The 16,774-nt window shown below is 71.3% G+C and carries 19 protein-coding genes and 2 riboswitches; of the genes, 6 read left to right on the top strand and 13 right to left on the bottom strand.

Annotation, left to right across the window (positions count from 1 at the left end; translation table 11 throughout):
* Positions 1-89 precede the first annotated feature (89 nt).
* On the bottom strand, positions 90-557 hold the full coding sequence (gene bcp, locus ACWEQG_RS25195; RefSeq protein WP_452288260.1) for a thioredoxin-dependent thiol peroxidase: 468 nt from the start codon (positions 555-557) through the stop codon (positions 90-92).
* A gap of 134 nt (positions 558-691) precedes the next feature.
* On the opposite strand from bcp, the gene ACWEQG_RS25190 reads away from it, so the two are divergent.
* Complete coding sequence (locus tag ACWEQG_RS25190) at positions 692-1,018, top strand: DUF3618 domain-containing protein (RefSeq protein ID WP_169981972.1); 327 nt, start codon at positions 692-694, stop codon at positions 1,016-1,018.
* A gap of 112 nt (positions 1,019-1,130) precedes the next feature.
* Here the strand turns inward: ACWEQG_RS25190 and ACWEQG_RS25185 are convergent, their stop codons facing one another.
* Complete coding sequence (locus tag ACWEQG_RS25185) at positions 1,131-2,306, bottom strand: amino acid deaminase/aldolase (RefSeq protein ID WP_452288258.1); 1,176 nt, start codon at positions 2,304-2,306, stop codon at positions 1,131-1,133.
* A 329-nt stretch (positions 2,307-2,635) separates the two neighbouring features.
* Here ACWEQG_RS25185 and ACWEQG_RS25180 point away from each other — a divergent pair, with 329 nt between their 5' ends.
* Together ACWEQG_RS25180 and ACWEQG_RS25175 are read left to right on the top strand one after the other, a co-directional pair.
* Positions 2,636-3,202 (top strand): DUF6286 domain-containing protein, encoded by a 567-nt coding sequence (locus ACWEQG_RS25180; protein ID WP_452288257.1) that lies wholly within the window; start codon positions 2,636-2,638, stop codon positions 3,200-3,202.
* Position 3,203: 1 nt separating this feature from the next.
* Complete coding sequence (locus ACWEQG_RS25175) at positions 3,204-3,680, top strand: hypothetical protein (protein ID WP_363465752.1); 477 nt, start codon at positions 3,204-3,206, stop codon at positions 3,678-3,680.
* Here the strand turns inward: ACWEQG_RS25175 and ACWEQG_RS25170 are convergent.
* The 11 genes from ACWEQG_RS25170 to ACWEQG_RS25120 all read right to left on the bottom strand — a co-directional run bounded on the left by ACWEQG_RS25170 (position 3,609) and on the right by ACWEQG_RS25120 (position 14,497).
* Positions 3,609-5,084 (bottom strand): hypothetical protein, encoded by a 1,476-nt coding sequence (locus tag ACWEQG_RS25170; RefSeq protein WP_452288255.1) that lies wholly within the window; start codon positions 5,082-5,084, stop codon positions 3,609-3,611. The two genes, ACWEQG_RS25175 and ACWEQG_RS25170, sit on opposite strands and share 72 nt — an antisense overlap.
* A 93-nt stretch (positions 5,085-5,177) precedes the next feature.
* Entirely contained in the window at positions 5,178-6,551 is a 1,374-nt protein-coding gene (locus ACWEQG_RS25165) for an L-serine ammonia-lyase (RefSeq protein WP_452288253.1), read from the bottom strand.
* Positions 6,552-6,575: 24 nt separating this feature from the next.
* Positions 6,576-6,968, bottom strand: a complete 393-nt coding sequence (gene gcvH / locus ACWEQG_RS25160; RefSeq protein WP_363465746.1) for a glycine cleavage system protein GcvH — start codon at positions 6,966-6,968, stop codon at positions 6,576-6,578.
* Positions 6,965-8,056 (bottom strand): glycine cleavage system aminomethyltransferase GcvT, encoded by a 1,092-nt coding sequence (gene gcvT / locus ACWEQG_RS25155; RefSeq protein ID WP_452288251.1) that lies wholly within the window; start codon positions 8,054-8,056, stop codon positions 6,965-6,967. The genes gcvH and gcvT overlap by 4 nt, the downstream gene beginning before the upstream one ends.
* Positions 8,057-8,099: 43 nt before the next feature.
* Positions 8,100-8,195: riboswitch (glycine riboswitch) on the bottom strand.
* Positions 8,196-8,293: riboswitch (glycine riboswitch) on the bottom strand.
* 106 nt (positions 8,294-8,399) lie between these two features.
* On the bottom strand, positions 8,400-8,711 hold the full coding sequence (locus tag ACWEQG_RS25150; RefSeq protein ID WP_452288249.1) for a hypothetical protein: 312 nt from the start codon (positions 8,709-8,711) through the stop codon (positions 8,400-8,402).
* Positions 8,708-9,007: a type II toxin-antitoxin system Phd/YefM family antitoxin gene (locus ACWEQG_RS25145; RefSeq protein WP_452288247.1), complete on the bottom strand. Its 300-nt coding sequence runs from the start codon at positions 9,005-9,007 to the stop codon at positions 8,708-8,710. The genes ACWEQG_RS25150 and ACWEQG_RS25145 overlap by 4 nt, the downstream gene beginning before the upstream one ends.
* Before the next feature lie 111 nt (positions 9,008-9,118).
* On the bottom strand, positions 9,119-9,898 hold the full coding sequence (locus tag ACWEQG_RS25140) for an AfsR/SARP family transcriptional regulator (protein WP_452288633.1): 780 nt from the start codon (positions 9,896-9,898) through the stop codon (positions 9,119-9,121).
* Between the two features lie 417 nt (positions 9,899-10,315).
* A complete protein-coding gene (locus ACWEQG_RS25135) occupies positions 10,316-11,005 on the bottom strand; it encodes a gamma-glutamyl-gamma-aminobutyrate hydrolase family protein (protein ID WP_452288245.1) in 690 nt (229 codons plus the stop codon).
* Between the two features lie 9 nt (positions 11,006-11,014).
* On the bottom strand, positions 11,015-11,779 hold the full coding sequence (locus ACWEQG_RS25130) for a 3-oxoacyl-ACP reductase (RefSeq protein ID WP_363465738.1): 765 nt from the start codon (positions 11,777-11,779) through the stop codon (positions 11,015-11,017).
* A 4-nt stretch (positions 11,780-11,783) separates the two neighbouring features.
* Positions 11,784-13,193 carry an aldehyde dehydrogenase family protein gene (locus ACWEQG_RS25125; protein ID WP_452288631.1) on the bottom strand — a complete coding sequence of 470 codons (1,410 nt, stop codon included), beginning with the start codon at positions 13,191-13,193 and terminating at the stop codon, positions 11,784-11,786.
* The gene (locus tag ACWEQG_RS25120; RefSeq protein WP_452288243.1) at positions 13,160-14,497 is read right to left on the bottom strand and encodes a glutamine synthetase family protein; all 1,338 of its coding nucleotides are present in this window, start codon (positions 14,495-14,497) and stop codon (positions 13,160-13,162) included. The genes ACWEQG_RS25125 and ACWEQG_RS25120 overlap by 34 nt, the downstream gene beginning before the upstream one ends.
* Before the next feature lie 152 nt (positions 14,498-14,649).
* On the opposite strand from ACWEQG_RS25120, the gene ACWEQG_RS25115 reads away from it, so the two are divergent.
* The 3 genes from ACWEQG_RS25115 (at position 14,650) to ACWEQG_RS25105 (ending at position 16,744) form a co-directional block, all read left to right on the top strand.
* Positions 14,650-15,429 carry a FadR/GntR family transcriptional regulator gene (locus ACWEQG_RS25115; RefSeq protein WP_452288242.1) on the top strand — a complete coding sequence of 260 codons (780 nt, stop codon included), beginning with the start codon at positions 14,650-14,652 and terminating at the stop codon, positions 15,427-15,429.
* A gap of 138 nt (positions 15,430-15,567) precedes the next feature.
* Positions 15,568-16,437 (top strand): hypothetical protein, encoded by an 870-nt coding sequence (locus ACWEQG_RS25110; RefSeq protein WP_452288240.1) that lies wholly within the window; start codon positions 15,568-15,570, stop codon positions 16,435-16,437.
* 112 nt (positions 16,438-16,549) lie between these two features.
* Positions 16,550-16,744 (top strand): hypothetical protein, encoded by a 195-nt coding sequence (locus ACWEQG_RS25105; protein ID WP_363465728.1) that lies wholly within the window; start codon positions 16,550-16,552, stop codon positions 16,742-16,744.
* The last annotated feature ends 30 nt before the right edge of the window (positions 16,745-16,774 follow it).

Below are 16,774 nucleotides of genomic sequence, written 5' to 3'. Positions count from 1 at the left end.
AGCAACTCTGGGGTGTACTTGTACTTCGCCATGTCCCGGAATTTATCGGCGGGCGCCGACAATTCCGGGAGCACGTCGAAAGGGATATGTCAGGAAATACCCAGCTCTTTTGTGAGGCGGGCGACGTGACCGGTGGCCTTCACGTTGTAGAGAGCCTTCTCGATCTTCCCGTCGGGGTCGATCACGAACGTGGACCGGATGACGCCCATCACGGTCTTTCCGTAGTTCGTCTTCTCGCCGTACGCGCCGTACGCCTTGTGCACGTCCAGACCGGTGTCGGACAGCAGCGGGAACGTGAGCGCGTCGCGCTCGCGGAACTGCCGCAGCTTGGCGGGCTTGTCCTTGGACACGCCCAGCACCACGAAGCCCTGCTCGGTCAGCGCGCCGAGGTTGTCGCGGAAGTCGCAGGCCTGCTTGGTGCATCCGGGGGTCATCGCCGCAGGGTAGAAGTACAGGATGACCCGCTTGCCGCGGAACGTCTCCAGCGAGACCTCGTTGTCGTCGGCGTCGGTCAGGGTGAAGTCCGGCGCGGCGTCGCCGGGCTGGAGCTTGCTCATCACGTCCTCCGGAAAAGGTGACCCGCGGCGATCGGCGGGCAAGCGTCAACCAAACTACCGGCTCAGCCGCTGTGCGGGGCGACCGGCGGACCTGGCAGACTGATCACACACCAATACCACAGAAGGGGGATCGCATGGCGGACACCGATCCCGATGCGCTGGAGCTGAAGATCGAGCGCACGCGGGCGGAGCTCGCTCGCACGGTCGACGCCATCGCGGACCGGGTGAGCCCGAAGCGGGTCGCGGAGCGCGGCGTCGCGAAGGCGAAGGCCAACGCGCGCGACTTCGTCACGTCGATGGAGGACATGGTCCTGGGGCCGCGCACGTACGCCCCGGCCGACGGCGAAGGGGAGCAGCCCGCGGAGTACCCGGCGCCCAACATGGCTCCGGTGCTGATCGGAATCGGCGTGGTCGTCGTCGTGGGCGCGGCCATCGTGCTCCTGCGCCGCCGCTCCCGCTGACCCGCCGGAAACGCGCCGCTCCCGCTGACCCGCCCAGGGACGACGCCGCCGTGACGCGTTTCGCGGCGGCGTCCGCGTTTGCCGAGGAAAGGCGGCCGCCAGGCCGGCGCGGTCAGAGGAAGGTCTTGCCCTCGCCGCGGTAGGTCGGGACCTCCTCGGTGACCCGGTCCCCCTCGATGAGGTGCAGCGAGGCGAAGCGCTCGCACAGCTCGCCGGCCTTCGCGTGCCGGAACCAGACGCGGTCGCCGAGGCGGAGATCGGCCGCGGCCTCGCCGAGCAGGGGCGTCTGCACCTCGCCCGCGCCCTCGTCCGGGTGGTATCGGAGCCCGGCGGGCAGGTACGGCTGGGGCAGCCGGGTGGGTCCCGGGGCGCCGGAGGCCGGATAGCCTCCTCCGAGCACGGTCACGATGTCCGGTGCCGGCTTGCGCACGACCGGCAGGGCGAACAGCGCCGCCGGCCGGCCGGTGAAGCCTCGGTAGAAGTCGAACAGCCGGGGATGGAAGAACCCGGAGCCCGCGGCTACCTCGGTGACCGCCCGCTCGGCGACGGTCTTCTCGATGCTTCCGGTGCCTCCGCCGTTGACGAACTCCAGGTCGGCCACCTGACGCACGGCCTGCACGATGCGTCCGCGCCGGACGACCAGCTCGCGGCGCGACCGCTCCTGCATCAGGCGCACCGCCCGCCCGTACGGCCCGGGCACGTCGTCGCCCACCCCGGCGATCTGGGCCTCGTACGCCATGAGCCCGGCCAGCCGCAGCCCCGGGCGCTTGGCGATGTGGGCGGCGATCTCGGCGGCCTGTTCGGGCTCGCGGATCGGCGACCGCAGCGCGCCCGCGCGGAACCTGCCGCCGAGAGCCACGAACCCCGCGTCGAGGTCCAGGCACACCCGGACGCGGTGGGAAAGCCGGAGGCTCTCGATCAGGTCGAGGTGCTCGGGCGAGTCCACCATGACGGTGATCTCCCGTGCGGCGACCTCGTCCGATCCCAGGGTGCGCAGCGCGGTCCTGTCCGCGGTCGGGTAGGCCACGAGCACGTCCCGCAGGCCGGTGGAGACCAGCCACAGCGCCTCGGGCAGAGTGAAGGCCATGACGCCTGAGACGCCGTCCATGGCCAGGACCCGCTCGAGCACGGGCCGGCACCGGATCGACTTGCTGGCGACCCGGATCGGCTTGCCCCGGGCCCGGCGCACCATGGCGGCCGCGTTCGACCGGAGCGCGTCCATGTCGAGGACGGCGAAGGGCGGCTCCAGGTGGGCCGTGGCCTGGTCGAGGCGCTGTCGGTCGTCCATGTGCGCAGCCTAGTACGGCGCCGGCCGAAATACATGAGCTGAATTCATGTTAGCCGCGCCTGGGTAAATCCTCCGGCGCGGAGCCACCAAGATCGCGCAAGGCGGCGGGTGACCCGCCCCTCCCGCCGCCGCGCCGTGTACCCATGGTGACGTGACTACCGAGCGGACCCGGCGCGGTGAGCGGAAAGGGTGAACGGCTGATGAGCGTCGTGCAGGGATTCCTGGCGGGTTCGTCGGCAAGGAGTGCCCAGGGCGCCGGAGGAGCGGGGAGCTTCCAAGGCGCTGAAAGCGGCACGGGTGCCAGAAGCGGCACGGGCGCTGAAAACGGCATGGGCGTCGCCGCGGACCGCGTGGCCGGTCGCCGGGCCGCCATGCGTGCTCTGCGGCCGGGCCGCACTCCGGCCGCCGTCGCGGTCGCCTCCGTCCTCGCCCTGCTCGGCTGGGTGCTCACCGCGGCGGTCGTCGCCGTCATGATCGGCGGGTCCCTGCCCTGGCGGCTGCCGCCCCGGCTGCTGAACGTCACGCCGGCCGACCCCGTCGTTCCCGTCGCCGCGGTCGGCATGATCGTCTGCGGGGTGGGGCTGGTGGCCCTCGCGCTCGTCCCCGGCCGTCCCCGGCTCGTGCCCCTGGAATGCCGGGACCCGCTTCTCGCCATGGGCCTGACCCGCGCCGGTCTGCGCCGGACGCTCGCCGCCTCGGCCCGCGAGGTCGAGCACGTCCGCCGCGCCGACGTCCACATCCTCCGCAGGCGGATCGAGGTCGCCGTGGTGGCCGACGCGGACACGACCGGCGCCCTGCTGCGGGAGGTCGGCGCGGCCGTGGGAGACCGGCTGTCGGGTCTCGGCGTCCGGTCCCGCCAGGAGGTCGTCGTACGGCTGCGCAGGAGAGGGGGCTGAGGTGCGCCGGCGACTGGGGAACCGGGTCGGGCTCTGCCTCGTGGGCCTCGCGCTGGTCGCGGGTGGCGCCGGCCTGCTGGCCGCCGCGCGGCGGCGGCCCGGTGCGGCCCTGGCCGACGCGAGCGTGACCGACGGGCGGCCGTGGGCGCTGCCCCTGCTGGCCGGGGTGGCCATGCTGCTCGCCCTGGTCGCGACCCGCTGGCTCGTCATGGCGCTCGGCTGGGGCCGGGTCGGCAGCCGCACCGGTTCCGGCATCGCCATGCTCGGCGTGGCGCTGAAGGGGATCGACGGGATCGGCCGCATCTCCGTCAGGCTCGTGCGTGACGGCAGGCTGCGGGTGTCGGTGTCGCTCCAGCGGTCCGCCGACCTGCGGCAGGTGATCAGGCGGCTGGACGAGTCGGCGATCTCACGCGTTCGCCGCGCGGTCGGTCGAGACGACGCGCTTGCGGTCGTCCGCCTGCACGTCCGCCGCCGCTGACCGTCCTCGGGCACGCCTCTGCGAGCGCTCCTTCGGCCGCCCCTCTGATCGCCCCTCTGATCGCCACGGCGCGCGGGTCGCGCCGGAGCCGAGGGCGAGGCCGGCGGCCAGGCAGGCGAGCGGCACCACGGGCACCACGTAGCGGTGGTCGAAGGCGGCGATCAGGGGCGGCAGCAGGAGCAGGACCGCCGCCGCGGCCCAGGGCAGCAGCGCCGTCCACCGCCGCGCCACCAGCCCGGCGAGGCCGGCCAGCAGGATCGCCGCCAGCAGCGGCCCGCGCAGGAAGCCCTGTTCCTGGTAGGCGCGCAGCCACCCCGCGAACGGCTCGACCACGTCGGTGTCCCCGGAGCCGCCCTGGTAGGCGGTGGTCAGCTCGGGGGCCGTACGGCCCGAGGAGGCCACCTTGGCGGTGAACGGCTTCACCGAGGCGGGGAACACGTACGCGCTCTGCGTGCCCGGTGCGGGGTAGACCTTCCGGTCCCATTCGAACGCCCACATGGCGTCGTGCAGACCGGTCGTCAGGAAGTCGAGGGGCTGGCTGCGGATCGCCAGCGAGGCGAACTCGCCCGCCAGGCGCTCCTTGTCCTTCTTCACCCGCTGGATGGGGGAGTCGGCGTCCCAGATGTAGGCGGGCGCGGCGAGCCGGGGCCCCGACGGGCACAGCACCGCCAGTTCCTCCGGCGGCTTCATGACCGCGCAGTCGGCGAAGGTCATCGTCCGCGACCACAGCCAGGTGCTGCTGCCGCCCATCCCGTACGACCCGTGGGCGTCGTGGAACCAGACGGCGTACCCGCCGAGCACGGCGGACGCGGCGGCGAGCCCGGCGAGCGCGGTCCGCCAGCGCCGGGCCAGCAGCACCGGCAGCAGTGCCAGCGCGATCAGGGGCAGCCCGAGGGTGCGGGTGATCGTCGCCAGCCCGAGCAGCAGCAGCGCGGCGACGACCGACCACGCGCCGGGCCTGGGACGCCACAGCAGGATCGTCACGGCGGCCACGATCAGCGCGGTGAACAGCAGGTCCGCCATGACGAGGTGTTCGAGCTGGATCTGGTGGACGTCGAGCAGCACCGGAGCCGCCGCCAGCGCCGCGCCCCAGCCCGGCAGCCGGGTGCGGCGGCGCAGCAGCGCGTACACGCACACGGCCATGCCGAGGCCGAGCAGGTGCTGGACGACCACGACGGCGGTGATGCTGTGCAGCGGGCTCAGCGCCGCCAGGAACAGCGAGTAGCCGGACGGCCGCGAGGGCAGCGGCCGCAGGTCGAGGGCCGAGCTGAGGTAGGCGAAGGAGTCGGCCCAGAACCACAGCGCGGGCCGGTAGCCGAGCACGGCGAGCGCGCGCAGCGCGACACCCGCCGCCAGCACGACCAGGAACGCCCGATGCGGGCGCAGCGCCTCGCGCCACCTCACGTGACGGCCCTCCTCATCGCCGGGAAGCCACCACGATATTGGTGAGCCGCACGCGCGTCACATCGAGAGACGCCACGGCCCGCGGACGCCGGGTCAGCACTCGATGACGTTGACGGCGAGGCCGCCGCGCGAGGTCTCCTTGTACTTGTCGAGCATGTCCCTGCCGGTGTCGCGCATCGTCTTGATGGCCTTGTCCAGCGACACGAAGTGGCGCCCGTCGCCGCGCAGCGCGATGCGGGCCGCGGCGATCGCCTTGATCGAGGCGACCGCGTTGCGCTCGATGCACGGGATCTGGACGAGCCCGCCGATCGGGTCGCAGGTCAGGCCGAGGTTGTGCTCGATGCCGATCTCGGCGGCGTTCTCGACCTGCTCCGGCGTCCCGCCCAGCGCCTCGGTGAGGCCCGCCGCGGCCATCGAGCAGGCCGATCCGACCTCGCCCTGGCAGCCCACCTCCGCACCGGAGATGGAGGCGTTCTCCTTGAACAGCACGCCGATCGCGCCCGCGGTGAGCAGGAAACGGACGACGCCGTCCTCGTCGGCGCCCGGAAGGAAGCGCATGTAGTAGGACAGGACGGCCGGGACGATGCCCGCGGCGCCGTTGGTCGGCGCGGTGACGATCCGGCCGCCCGCGGCGTTCTCCTCGTTGACGGCCAGCGCGAACAGCGTGACCCAGTCCATCGCCCGCAGCGGGTCGGTCCCGTCGGCCTCGCCCTGCAGCCGCCGGTACAGCTGGTGGGCCCGGCGGCGCACCTTGAGGCCGCCCGGCAGGACGCCCTCGCGGCTGGTGCCGCGTCGTACGCACTCGGCCATGACCGCCCACAGGTGCAGCAGGCGGGCCCGGATCTCCTCCTCCGTACGGCCGAAGGCCTTCTCGTTCTCCATCATGAGGCCGGAGATCGACAGGCCGGTCTCCGCGCAGTGCGCGAGCAGCTCGTGCGCGGTCGTGAAGGCGTACGGCAGCACCGTGTCGTCGGGCTTGATCCGGTCGGCGCCGGTGGCGTTCTCGTCCACCACGAAACCGCCGCCGACCGAGTAGTACACCTTCTCGAGCAGCACCGTGTCGTCGGCGTACGCCGTGAACCGCATTCCGTTCGGGTGGTGGGGGAGCGACAGCTTGCGCTCGAAGACGAGGTGCTCGCCGACCACGAACGGGATCTCGTGCACGCCGTACAACGTGACCGTGCCGCTCGACCGCATCGCCGCGAGCCGTTCGTCGACGGTGTCGACGTCGACCAGCTCGGGCTTGTCGCCGGACAGGCCCAGCAGGACCGCCTTGTCGCTGCCGTGGCCCTTGCCGGTCAGCCCGAGCGAGCCGTACAGGATGGCCTCGACCCGGGTGACCTTCTCCAGCAGCCCGTCCTCGTGCAGTCCGCGGACGAACTTGTGCGCCGCCGCCATCGGGCCGCCCGTGTGCGAGCTGGACGGCCCGATCCCCACCTTGAACAGGTCGAAGACGCTGATCGCCATTGACCGTCGCCTCTCAACCGCCGGTCAGGACTCGCCGGAGGTCAGCGCGGTGTACTCCGCGGCCGACAGCAGGTCATCCGGCTCCTCCTCCACGCGCACGCGGAACAGCCAGCCCTCGCCGTACGGGTCGGAGTTGACGAGCCCGGGGGTGTCCGCGACGGCGGCGTTGATCTCGACGATCTCACCGCTCACCGGCGCGAAGATGTCGCTCACGGACTTGGTGGACTCCACCTCGCCGACCGCGTCGCCGGCCGCGACCGTGGCGCCGACCTCCGGGTGCACCTCCACGTAGACCACGTCGCCGAGCTGCTCGGCCGCGTACGCCGTGATGCCCACCGTCACGGTGAGGCCGTCCTCGATCCCGGCCACCCACTCGTGTTCCTTGGTGTAGCTCAGGTCGTCCGGAATGGTGCTCACTTGCTCCTCCTGTAGAAAGGCAGATCGACGACGTCGACCGGTTCTTGGCTGCCCCGGATGTCCACGGTCAGGCCGCCCTTTTCCAGGGCGTCCTCGTCGACGTACGCCATGGCGATCGGGCGGCCGAGGGACTGCGACGGGGCGCCGCTGGTCACCTCGCCGACGACGGCGCCGTCCCGGGTGACGGGGTAGCCGTGGCGGGGGACGCGGCGGCCGCGCGCCACAAGCCCGACCAGGCGCCGGGTGGTGTCGTTCGCCGCGACCCGCTCGAGGGCGGCCTTGCCCACGAAGTCGCCGGGCTTGTCGAAGCGGACGACCCGGCCGAGGCCCGCCTCGAACGGCGTGATCGCCGCGCTCAGCTCGTTGCCGTACAGCGGCATGCCGGCTTCCAGACGCAGCGTGTCGCGGGCCGACAGGCCGGCGGGGACGAGCCCGGCGTCCCTGCCCGCCTCGGTGAGGGCGTTCCACAGCGGCACGGCGTGCTCGTTCAGCACGAACAGCTCGAAGCCGTCCTCGCCGGTGTAGCCGGTGCGCGCGATCAGGACGGGCGTGCCCGCGACGACGCCGGGGAGGATGGCGTAGTACTTGAGCTCGTCGAGGTCGGCGTCGGTCAGCGGGGCCAGGATCTCGGTGCTGCGCGGCCCCTGCACGGCGACCAGCGCGTACTCGTCCGACCGGTCGGTCACCCGCGCGTCGTATCCCCGGACCCGGTCGGCGAGCTCACGCGCGACGAGGGCGTAGTTGGAGGCGTTGGCGACGACCATGTACTGGTCCTCGTCGAGCCGGTAGACGATGAGGTCGTCGAGGATGCCGCCGGTCTCGTTCACGATCATCGTGTAGCGGGCGCGGCCGGGCGCGAGGACACTGAGGTGCCCCACGAGGGCGTGGTCGAGGGCCTCGCCCGCCTGCGCCCCGACGACGAAGATCTCGCCCATGTGGGACAGGTCGAACAGCCCGGCGGCCGTGCGCACCGCGTTGTGCTCGGCCGACTCGCTGCCGTAGCGCAGGGGCATCTGCCAGCCCGCGAAATCGGTCAGGGTCGCGCCCAGGCTTTCGTGGACCCCGCGGAGCGGGGTGGATCGGGACATGCCCACCTCGGAAAGGACGGATGCAGCGTTGAACTATCGGGCATCCTCCCCCTCTGTCATCGGCGCCTGAGAGCTTCGTCCGATCTTTGCCGGACTTTCACCTTCGGCGAGGCCTACCGGCCTTCTTTCCAGAGGTCACCTGGCCCGTACGGTCCTTTGCCTTGAGAGGTTCGCGGGGAGGGCTTGCTCCTTCAGGGGCCCTGACCGGATGCCAGGACGCTCTCCCGCACGGGATCACTGGTGCGCTGCCCAGCCTAGTGGTTAGCCGCCACCCCCGTAACCTGCCGGACGCCCTGACTTCCCGGTCTGCGCCCGCGGCGCCACCGAGTCGGCGTCATCGAGGTCAGGAAGGCCGGTAGACGTCGTGATAGCCGACGGCGAGCCAGACGAGCACCGGCTCGCCGGACTCCGCCTCCTGAAGAGTGAAGGTGAAGAGCGCCCGCCCGTCCGGGGAGGCGAAACTCCAGGTGAGTGAGTAGACGTCGCCGATCTTATGGACGCGCAGCCGGCGGGGCCAGGGCGCCCGGCCCGTGTGGGCTCCTTGCTCCAGAGCCGGTATGAAGTGATCGAAAACGACTTGCTGGAACAGTTTGCGATGTTCGGCGGGCAGCTTGCGGTAGTCGTTGTCGAATTGGGCGGTGCGGAGGTACCTCACTGCTCCGTCTCCAAGTCGGCGAACATCTCGTCCATCGACTCGAAGCTCTTCACGCGGCCTTCGGCGAGGTCGTCTTGCGCTCTCGCGAGCTTCTCCTGCCACTCAGGCGTGTAGAACCATGCGTCCTCTTCGGGGATGATCCGGGCCAGTCGTCGCCCGTCCCTCGTCAGGATCGTGTGGACGTGACCGTATACCGCCTGGTTGACGAGTTCGGCGAGGTCCTTGCGTGCTTGTGTCGTACTGACTTCCTGCACGCTGTAGGGCGGCGGCGGAAAGTCGGATGCGGGCTCGCTCATGTACCTACTGTACGTCAGGTACGTCTCGCGGTCTGTGTGGCTGCGCGGAGGCATTACCGCGCATCCGGGTCGCCAAGCTCTTGGCGGATGGCTCGAACCTCGGCCGGTTCGTCACTTTCCGTGTTCGGGGTCGCGAGACGGGCGATGCCCCGCACGGACGCGTGCCGGAGTGGAGGAAGGGTCGTCGGTGACGATCCGCTGGTGGAGAGCCTGGGTGTCGGGGGACGGTTCGGTGCCGAGGCGGTCGACCAGGGTCCGGCGCAGCCGCTGGTAGGAGGCCGAGGCGTCGTGGGTGCGGCCCGACCGGTGCAGCGCCAGCATGAGCTGCCGGTGCGGCCGTTCACGCAACGGGTGCCGCCTCGCCCACTGGGTCAGGCCGCCGACGATCTCACGGTGGTCCCCGAGCGCCAGCCGTACGTCGAAGAGGTCCTCGGTCGCCGCGCGCCGGTCCTCGTCGAGGCGCTCCGCCCACGCGGCGAGCTCGTCCACGTGCCTCATGCCGGCCAGGGCGTCGCCCCGCCACAGGCTCAGCGCGTTCTCGAGCATCCGCGCGGCATTGTGGTAATCGCCATTGTCGCGAGCGATTCTGCCCTGCGCGGTGAAATCGTTGAATACTGCAGCATCCACGGATCCCGGCGGTACGGAAAGAAGGTACCCGCCCTCCACGCTGTGGAGCGGAGAAAGGCCGGGGTCCCGCGGAGAGAGCCGCCGCCGCATCTGCGCGATGTAGGTGGTAAGATTCCGGCGCGCAGATTTAGTGGGACAGCCATTCCAGAGCAGATCGATCAGCCTGTCCCGATCAACCGTGACATTGGCATTCAGCAGGAACAGCGCCAGGAGCTGCCGGTGCCTGGGGGCGAGCCCGGCGATGACGTCCCCCGAGGGCTTCATGGCCAGGAACGGTCCGAGCACGGCGTATAACACGGTTCCCCTCGCACGCGAAAGCAGCCTGAACGCGCCGGCGATGCGGCATTGACAGGAATTTGACGATATCCCTCTACGCCTGCATTCGTCAAAATTGCGTTTTTCGCGGCGCCTGTCCGGGTGTGTAGTTCCGTCGATGACATTGCGTTCCGTATAACGATGAATGCCGAGCGAACATGCACGTGCATCAAATGAAATCGGTTACATAATGCGGGGAACGCGCCTCCGCGTGTTTCCGGCGGGCCCGCCCGTCACGGTGCGCGAAGACGAAAGCCGTGTTCACCGGGGCGCCGCCGGGCGATCACGCAGGGTTCGGCCGCCGTGCCGGTGCGTCTGTCACGGGATGGAAATCAGGCTGGGGCGACGCGCGTCGCCCCGGATTCCTCAACGGCGGGCGGCGGCGACGAGGGCGTGGAAGAGGGGGCCGTCCTCGTCGGCCTCCGGGTGCCACTGCACGGCCAGGGCGAACGCCGCGCCGGTGACCTCGACGGCCTCGATCGTGCCGTCGTCCGACCGGCCGGTCACCTCCAGGCCGTCCGCCAGGCGGTCGATCGCCTGGTGGTGGTAGTGGGCGGGCGTCAGGTCCTCGCCGTGGTAGATCTCGGCCAGCCCGGGCGAGAGCCGTACGGGGACGCGGCCGAACGTGCCGGGGGCGGGGGAGTGGTCCGTGTGGCCGACCACGTCGGGCAGGTGCTGGTGGAGGGTGCCGCCGAGCGCCACGTTGAGGACCTGCAGCCCCCGGCAGATGCCGAGAAACGGGAGGCCGGTCTCCAGCGCCGCCGCCATCAGGCCGAACTCGGCATCATCACGAAATTTCCGGACGTAGCCGGTCTGGGGGGCGGGGGTGGAGCCGTACCGGGCGGGGTCGATGTCGCCCCCGCCCGCGATGATCAGCCCGTCCAGCCGCCCGGCCAGCTCGGCGGGCTCCCCGGCGGGCGGCAGGATGACCGGCTGCCCGCCCGCCCGCTCGACGTGCTCGACGTACATGTACGGCAGCAGCGCCGCCGGCATGTCCCACACGGTGAACTTCGCCGGCTCGACGTAGCACGTCACGCCGATCACGGGACGAGCCATCCCCGCCCCCTACAGCGGAGTGACGTACGCGCCGGAGATGCCGCCGTCGACCAGGAACTCCGAGGCGGTGATGAACGACGCGTCGTCGGAGGCGAGGAACGCGACCGCCGCGGCGATCTCCTCGGCCCGCGCGAACCGGCCGATCGGCACGTGGACGAGACGGCGCTGGGCGCGCTCGGGGTCCTTGGCGAACAGTTCCCGCAGCAGCGGGGTGTCCACCGGGCCGGGGCACAGCGCGTTGACCCGGATGCCCTCGCGGGCGAACTGGACGCCAAGCTCGCGGCTCATCGCGAGCACGCCGCCCTTGGAGGCGGTGTAGGAGATCTGCGAGGTCGCCGAGCCCATGACCGCGACGAACGACGCGGTGTTGATGATCGAGCCCTTGCCCTGCCGTCGCATGTACGGGATCACGTGCTTGCAGCACAGGTAGACGCTGGTGAGGTTGACCTCCTGCACGCGGCGCCAGGCGTCGATGCCGGTCTCGAGGATCGAGTCGTCGTCCGGCGGGGAGATGCCCGCGTTGTTGAACGCGACGTCGACGCTGCCGAACTCCTCGAACGCGGTCCGGTACATCCGGGCCACGTCGTCCTCGTTCGCCACGTCGGCCTTCACGAACAGGCCGCCGACCTCTCCCGCGGCCTTCGCGCCGGCCTCCTCGTCGAGGTCGGCGACCACGATCTTGGCGCCCTCCTGGGCGAACCGGTGGGCCGTGGCCAGCCCGATGCCGCTGCCGCCGCCGGTGATGACGGCGACGCGGTCCTGCAAACGCTGCATTGATCTACTCCGTGGCGATGAAGACGTTCTTGGTCTCGGTGAAGGCGGACAGGGCGTCCGGGCCGAGCTCGCGGCCGAGGCCCGACTGCTTGAAGCCGCCGAAGGGGGTCCAGTAGCGGACGCTGGAGTGCGAGTTGACCGACAGGTTGCCCGCCTCGACGGCCCGCGCCACGCGCAGCGCCCGGCCCACGTCGCGCGTCCAGATCGACCCCGACAGCCCGTACGCCGTGTGGTTGGCGACGCGCACGGCGTGCTCCTCGTCGTCGAAGGGGACGACGGAGACCACCGGGCCGAAGATCTCCTCGGTGTACGCGCGGTGGAAGGCCCCCGAACCGGGCGCGAGGGGGTCGAAGCCGTCCGGCGCCGCCAGCACGGTGGGCGCGAACCAGTAGCCGGGGCCGCCCGGGCACGACCCGGCCGCGTACACCTCCGCGTCCGTGACGAACGAGGCGACGCGCTCCCGGTGCTCGGCGCTGACCAGCGGGCCCATCTGGCTCGCCGGGTCGTTCGGGTCGCCCACGGTCACCTGCCGCACGGCCTGCGACAGCCGCAGCAGGAAGTCGTCGTAGACGGAACGCTCCACCAGGATGCGCGAGCGCGCGCAGCAGTCCTGGCCGGAGTTGTCGAAGACCGCCATCGGGGCCGATTCCACCGCCCGGTCCAGGTCGGCGTCGGCGAAGACGATGTTGGCGCTCTTGCCGCCCAGCTCCAGCGTCACCCGCTTGACCTGCTCGGCGGCCTTGGCGCCGATCAGTTTCCCGACCTCGGTCGAGCCGGTGAAGACGATCTTCCGTACGTCCGGGTGCTCCACGAGCCGGGCGCCGGCGACCTCGCCCTCGCCCGGGACGACCTGCAGCACGCCCTCGGGCAGCCCGGCCTCCAGGGCGAGCTCGGCCAGCCGCAGCGCGGTCAGCGGGGTCCACTCGGCCGGCTTCACGATCACCGTGTTGCCGGCGGCGAGAGCCGGGGCGACCCCCCAGGTCATGATGACCATCGGGAAGTTCCACGGCACGATGATCCCGACCACGCCCAGGGGCTCGGCGAACGTGACGTCCACCCCGCCCGGAACCGGGATCTGCCTGCCGTGGTCGCGCTCGGGCGCGCCCGCGTAGAAGTTCAGCACGTCGCGGACGTTGCCCGCCTCCCAGCGGGCGTTGCCGATCGTGTGCCCGGCGTTCGCGATCTCCAGCCGGGCCAGCTCCTCGGCGTGGTCCTCCACGATCTGCGCGAAGCGGCGCAGCAGCCGCGCGCGCTCGCCCGGAGCCACCGCGCTCCAGGCCGGGAACGCCCGGCGGGCGCGCTCGACGGCGCGGTCCACCTCGGCGGCGTCCGCCATCTCGACCTCGGCGATCACTTCCTCGGTCGCCGGATTGACTATTTTCACAGCCGTTCGAACCCCCGATAGAGCTCCCAGTCGGTGACCGCCGCGTCGAAGGCGGCCAGCTCGACCCTCGCGTTGTTGGCGTAGTGCTCGACCACGTCCTTGCCGAACGCCTCCTCGGCGATCGGCGAACCCTCCCACAGCGCCAGGGCGTCGCGGAGCGTGGCGGGCACCCGCTCGGCACCGGAGTCGTAGGCGTTCCCGCCGAACGGCTCCTCCAGCTCCAATCCGGCGTCGATGCCGCGCAGCCCCGCCGCGATCATCGCGGCGACCGTGAGGTAGGGGTTGACGTCGCCGCCGGGCACCCGGTTCTCGATTCGCAACGAGGGGCCGTGGCCGACCAGCCGCAGCGAGCAGGTGCGGTTGTCCACGCCCCACTTGACCGCGGTGGGGGCGAAGCTCCCGGGTACGAACCGCTTGTAGGAGTTGATGTTGGGCGCGTAGAGCAGGGTCAGCTCGCGCATCGCCGCGAGCTGACCGGCGATGAACCGCCGCCCGGTCTCCGACAGCCCGTACGGCTCGCCGCCCGCCATCACCGGTGTGCCGTCGGCGTCCCGCAGCGAGATGTGGATGTGGCAGGAGTTGCCCTCGCGCTGGTTCGGCTTGGCCATGAAGGTGATCGACCTGCCCTCCTGGGCGGCGATCTCCTTGGCGCCGTTCTTGTAGAACACGTGGTTGTCGCAGGTCGTGAGCGCGTCGGCGTACCGGAAGGCGATCTCGTGCTGTCCGAGGTTGCACTCGCCCTTGGCCGACTCGACGTACAGCCCGGCGCCTTCCATGCCGAGCCTGATCTTCCGCAGCAGCGGCTCGATGCGGGAGGTGCCGAGCAGCGAGTAGTCGACGTTGTAGAGGTTGGCCGGGGTCAGGTCGCGGTAGCCCCGCTGCCAGGCCTGCTCGTAGCTGTCGTCGTAGACGACGAACTCCAGCTCGGTGCCGACGTACGCGGTCCAGCCGCGTTCGGCGAGCCGGGCGAGCTGGCGGCGCAGGATCTGCCGGGGGGAGGCCACGACGTCCGCGCCGTCCTCCCATACCAGGTCGGCGAGCAGCAGGACGGTCCCCTCGTGCCAGGGCACCCGGCGCAGCGTCGACAGGTCCGGCCGCATCACGAAGTCGCCGTACCCGCGCTCCCAGGACGACATGGTGTAGCCGTCCACGGTGTTCATGTCGACGTCCACGGCGAGGAGGTAGTTGCAGCCCTCGGCGGCGTGGTCCAGCACCTCCTCCAGGAAGTACCGCGCCGACAGCCGCTTGCCCTGCAGCCGCCCCTGCATGTCGGTGACCGCGAGCAGGACCGTGTCCACGCGGCCCGCTTCGACGTCATCGCGGAGTCGCTCCACGCTGAGCACGGTGCCTCCCGTCCAAAAGTCTGGAATCAGACCATTGAGGGCATGCAAGCACCATGTTCCCCTCGTCGTCAACAATGCTCCCGGGGTTTAACCTCGATCGGAGGAATGGGGGGGCCCGCGGCGACGGGGGAGGGACGACGCGCATGGAGATCACCCCGGCGGAGGCGTCCGTCTCCCGCCCGCGCGTACCCGCCGGGACCGTGGGGATCACCGGAGTGGTGTCGCTGCTGCGGCCGGTGCGGGCGGGCAACGCGTTCGAGGAGACCGTCGAACGCCTTCTCCAGGCCATCAAGCTCGGCGTCGTGCCGCACGGCGAGAAGCTGCCGCCGGAACGCGAGCTGGCCACCCGGCTCGGCATCAGCCGGGTCACGCTGCGCGAGGCGATCCGCGCCCTGCAGGAGGCCGGCTACCTCGACGTACGGCGCGGCCGGTACGGCGGGGCCTTCGTCGTCTACCGGCCGCCGAGCCCGCGCAAGGGCGACCTGCGCAGGGCGGTCACCCGCATGGGTGAAGACGACCTCGAGGACGCGCTGACGTTCCGGATGGCCGTCGAGTGCGGGGCGGCCAGGGTCCTCGCGACCACGGAGCTGACCGCGCGGCAGCGGGAGACGCTGGACGCGCGGCTGGCCGGGGTGAACGACGCGGCCCCGGCCGACTACCGCCGGATGGACATCGCGTTCCACCTGGCGATCGCGGAGCTGAGCGGCTCGCCGCTGCTGGCCGCCGCCTGCGCGGACGCCAGGCTCCGGGTGACCGACCTGCTCAACGCGATCCCCGTGCTGCGGCCCAACATCGAGCACGCGGCGGCCCAGCACGCCGCCATCGCGGCCGCGATCCTCGACGGCGACCCCGAGGCGGCCGAGCGGGCGGTGGCCGAGCACCTGGAGGGCACGGCGGCCCTGCTGCGCGGCTTCCTCGCCTGACCACTCTCACGCGCCTGGTGCCCCTCCCGCCGATCTTCGCCCCGTCGCGTGCCCGGAGCGGCACCACCCTGCACACCGCTCCTGAGGGGCGAAGCCCGTCGGTCGCGGCACTAGCATCGGAGGCCGGGGGATCGCTTCATGGCCGACTGGTTTCACGAACGCATCATCGAGGCGCACCGTCTGCCGCTGTTCTGCTTCTTCGTCGCGCTGATCACGGCGTTCGTCTTCACGCGGGTGAACGTACGGCTGATCAGAGCGCGGGTGCGGTGGCTCGGCAACGTCAGCGTGGGCGAGATGCACATCCACCACGTCGTGTTCGGGGTGGTGCTCACACTGCTCGGCGGGGTGGCCGGGCTGGTCCTGTCGGACGTGTCCACGGGGTGGTACTCCTTCTCCTCCGCCGTGTTCGGCGTGGGCGCCGCCCTCGTGCTCGACGAGTTCGCGCTGATCCTGCACCTGCGCGACGTCTACTGGCAGGAGGAGGGCCGCGCCTCCGTGGACGCGGTCTTCGTGGCGATCGCGGCCACCGGCCTGCTGCTGCTCGGGCTGCGCCCGCTCGCCTGGAACGGCGCGGACGGCGCGGACGGCGGAGGGGGCTGGAAGGCCTCGGCGTTCCTCGTCGTCAACCTCGTCTTCGCCGTGGTCACCCTGCTGAAGGGGAAGATCTGGAGCGGCCTGCTGGGACTGTTCGTGCCGCCGCTGCTGTACGTGGGGGCGGTGCGGGTGGCGCGTCCCGGCTCGCCGTGGGCCCGCTGGTGCTACTCCGGGCGGGCGAGACGGCCACGGCCGCGACTGATGGCCAAGGCGGTCCACCGGGAGGAACGCTGGCGCCGCCCGGTCATCAGGGCGAAGATCGCGGTGCAGGAGTTCGTCTCGGGCCGCCACGACCTGCCCGCGCCCGTGCTGCCTCCGCGGCGCCACCGGCGGCGGGTGGTGTCCTCGCGCCCCCGGTCGGGCGCCGACCACACCGTGCGGCACGGGCGGTCGGGCCGCCCCCGGGCCCGCTGAGTCACCCGCCGGAACCCCTGTGACGTGCGCGGATCTCTCCATGAGCATTTCGGCCGGTTCTATGGGTATTTCACCCATGTGTGAGAACTGTTGGGGGGCGGGAGGGGCGGTAATGGAGTCACGCGAGCGGTTGATGTTCCAACGGATGGCGGCCCAGCTCAAGCGGGAGGCGGCGCTGCTCACGGGGGACCGGCTGATGGCCGCCGAGGCGCGCGGCGAGGAGGCCGAGGCCGACCTGTGCCTCACGTGGTACGAGATCATGGACACCATCCGGCAGATCCGCCTGCTCTACGGGGTGCCCGGATGACGCGTCGTCACAGTGGGTGCGGACGCGATA

The sequence above is a fragment of the Microbispora sp. NPDC004025 genome (assembly GCF_053604425.1).
The sequence above is the reverse complement of the archived record's forward strand: the minus strand, read 5'-3'. Positions and strand labels throughout refer to the sequence as shown.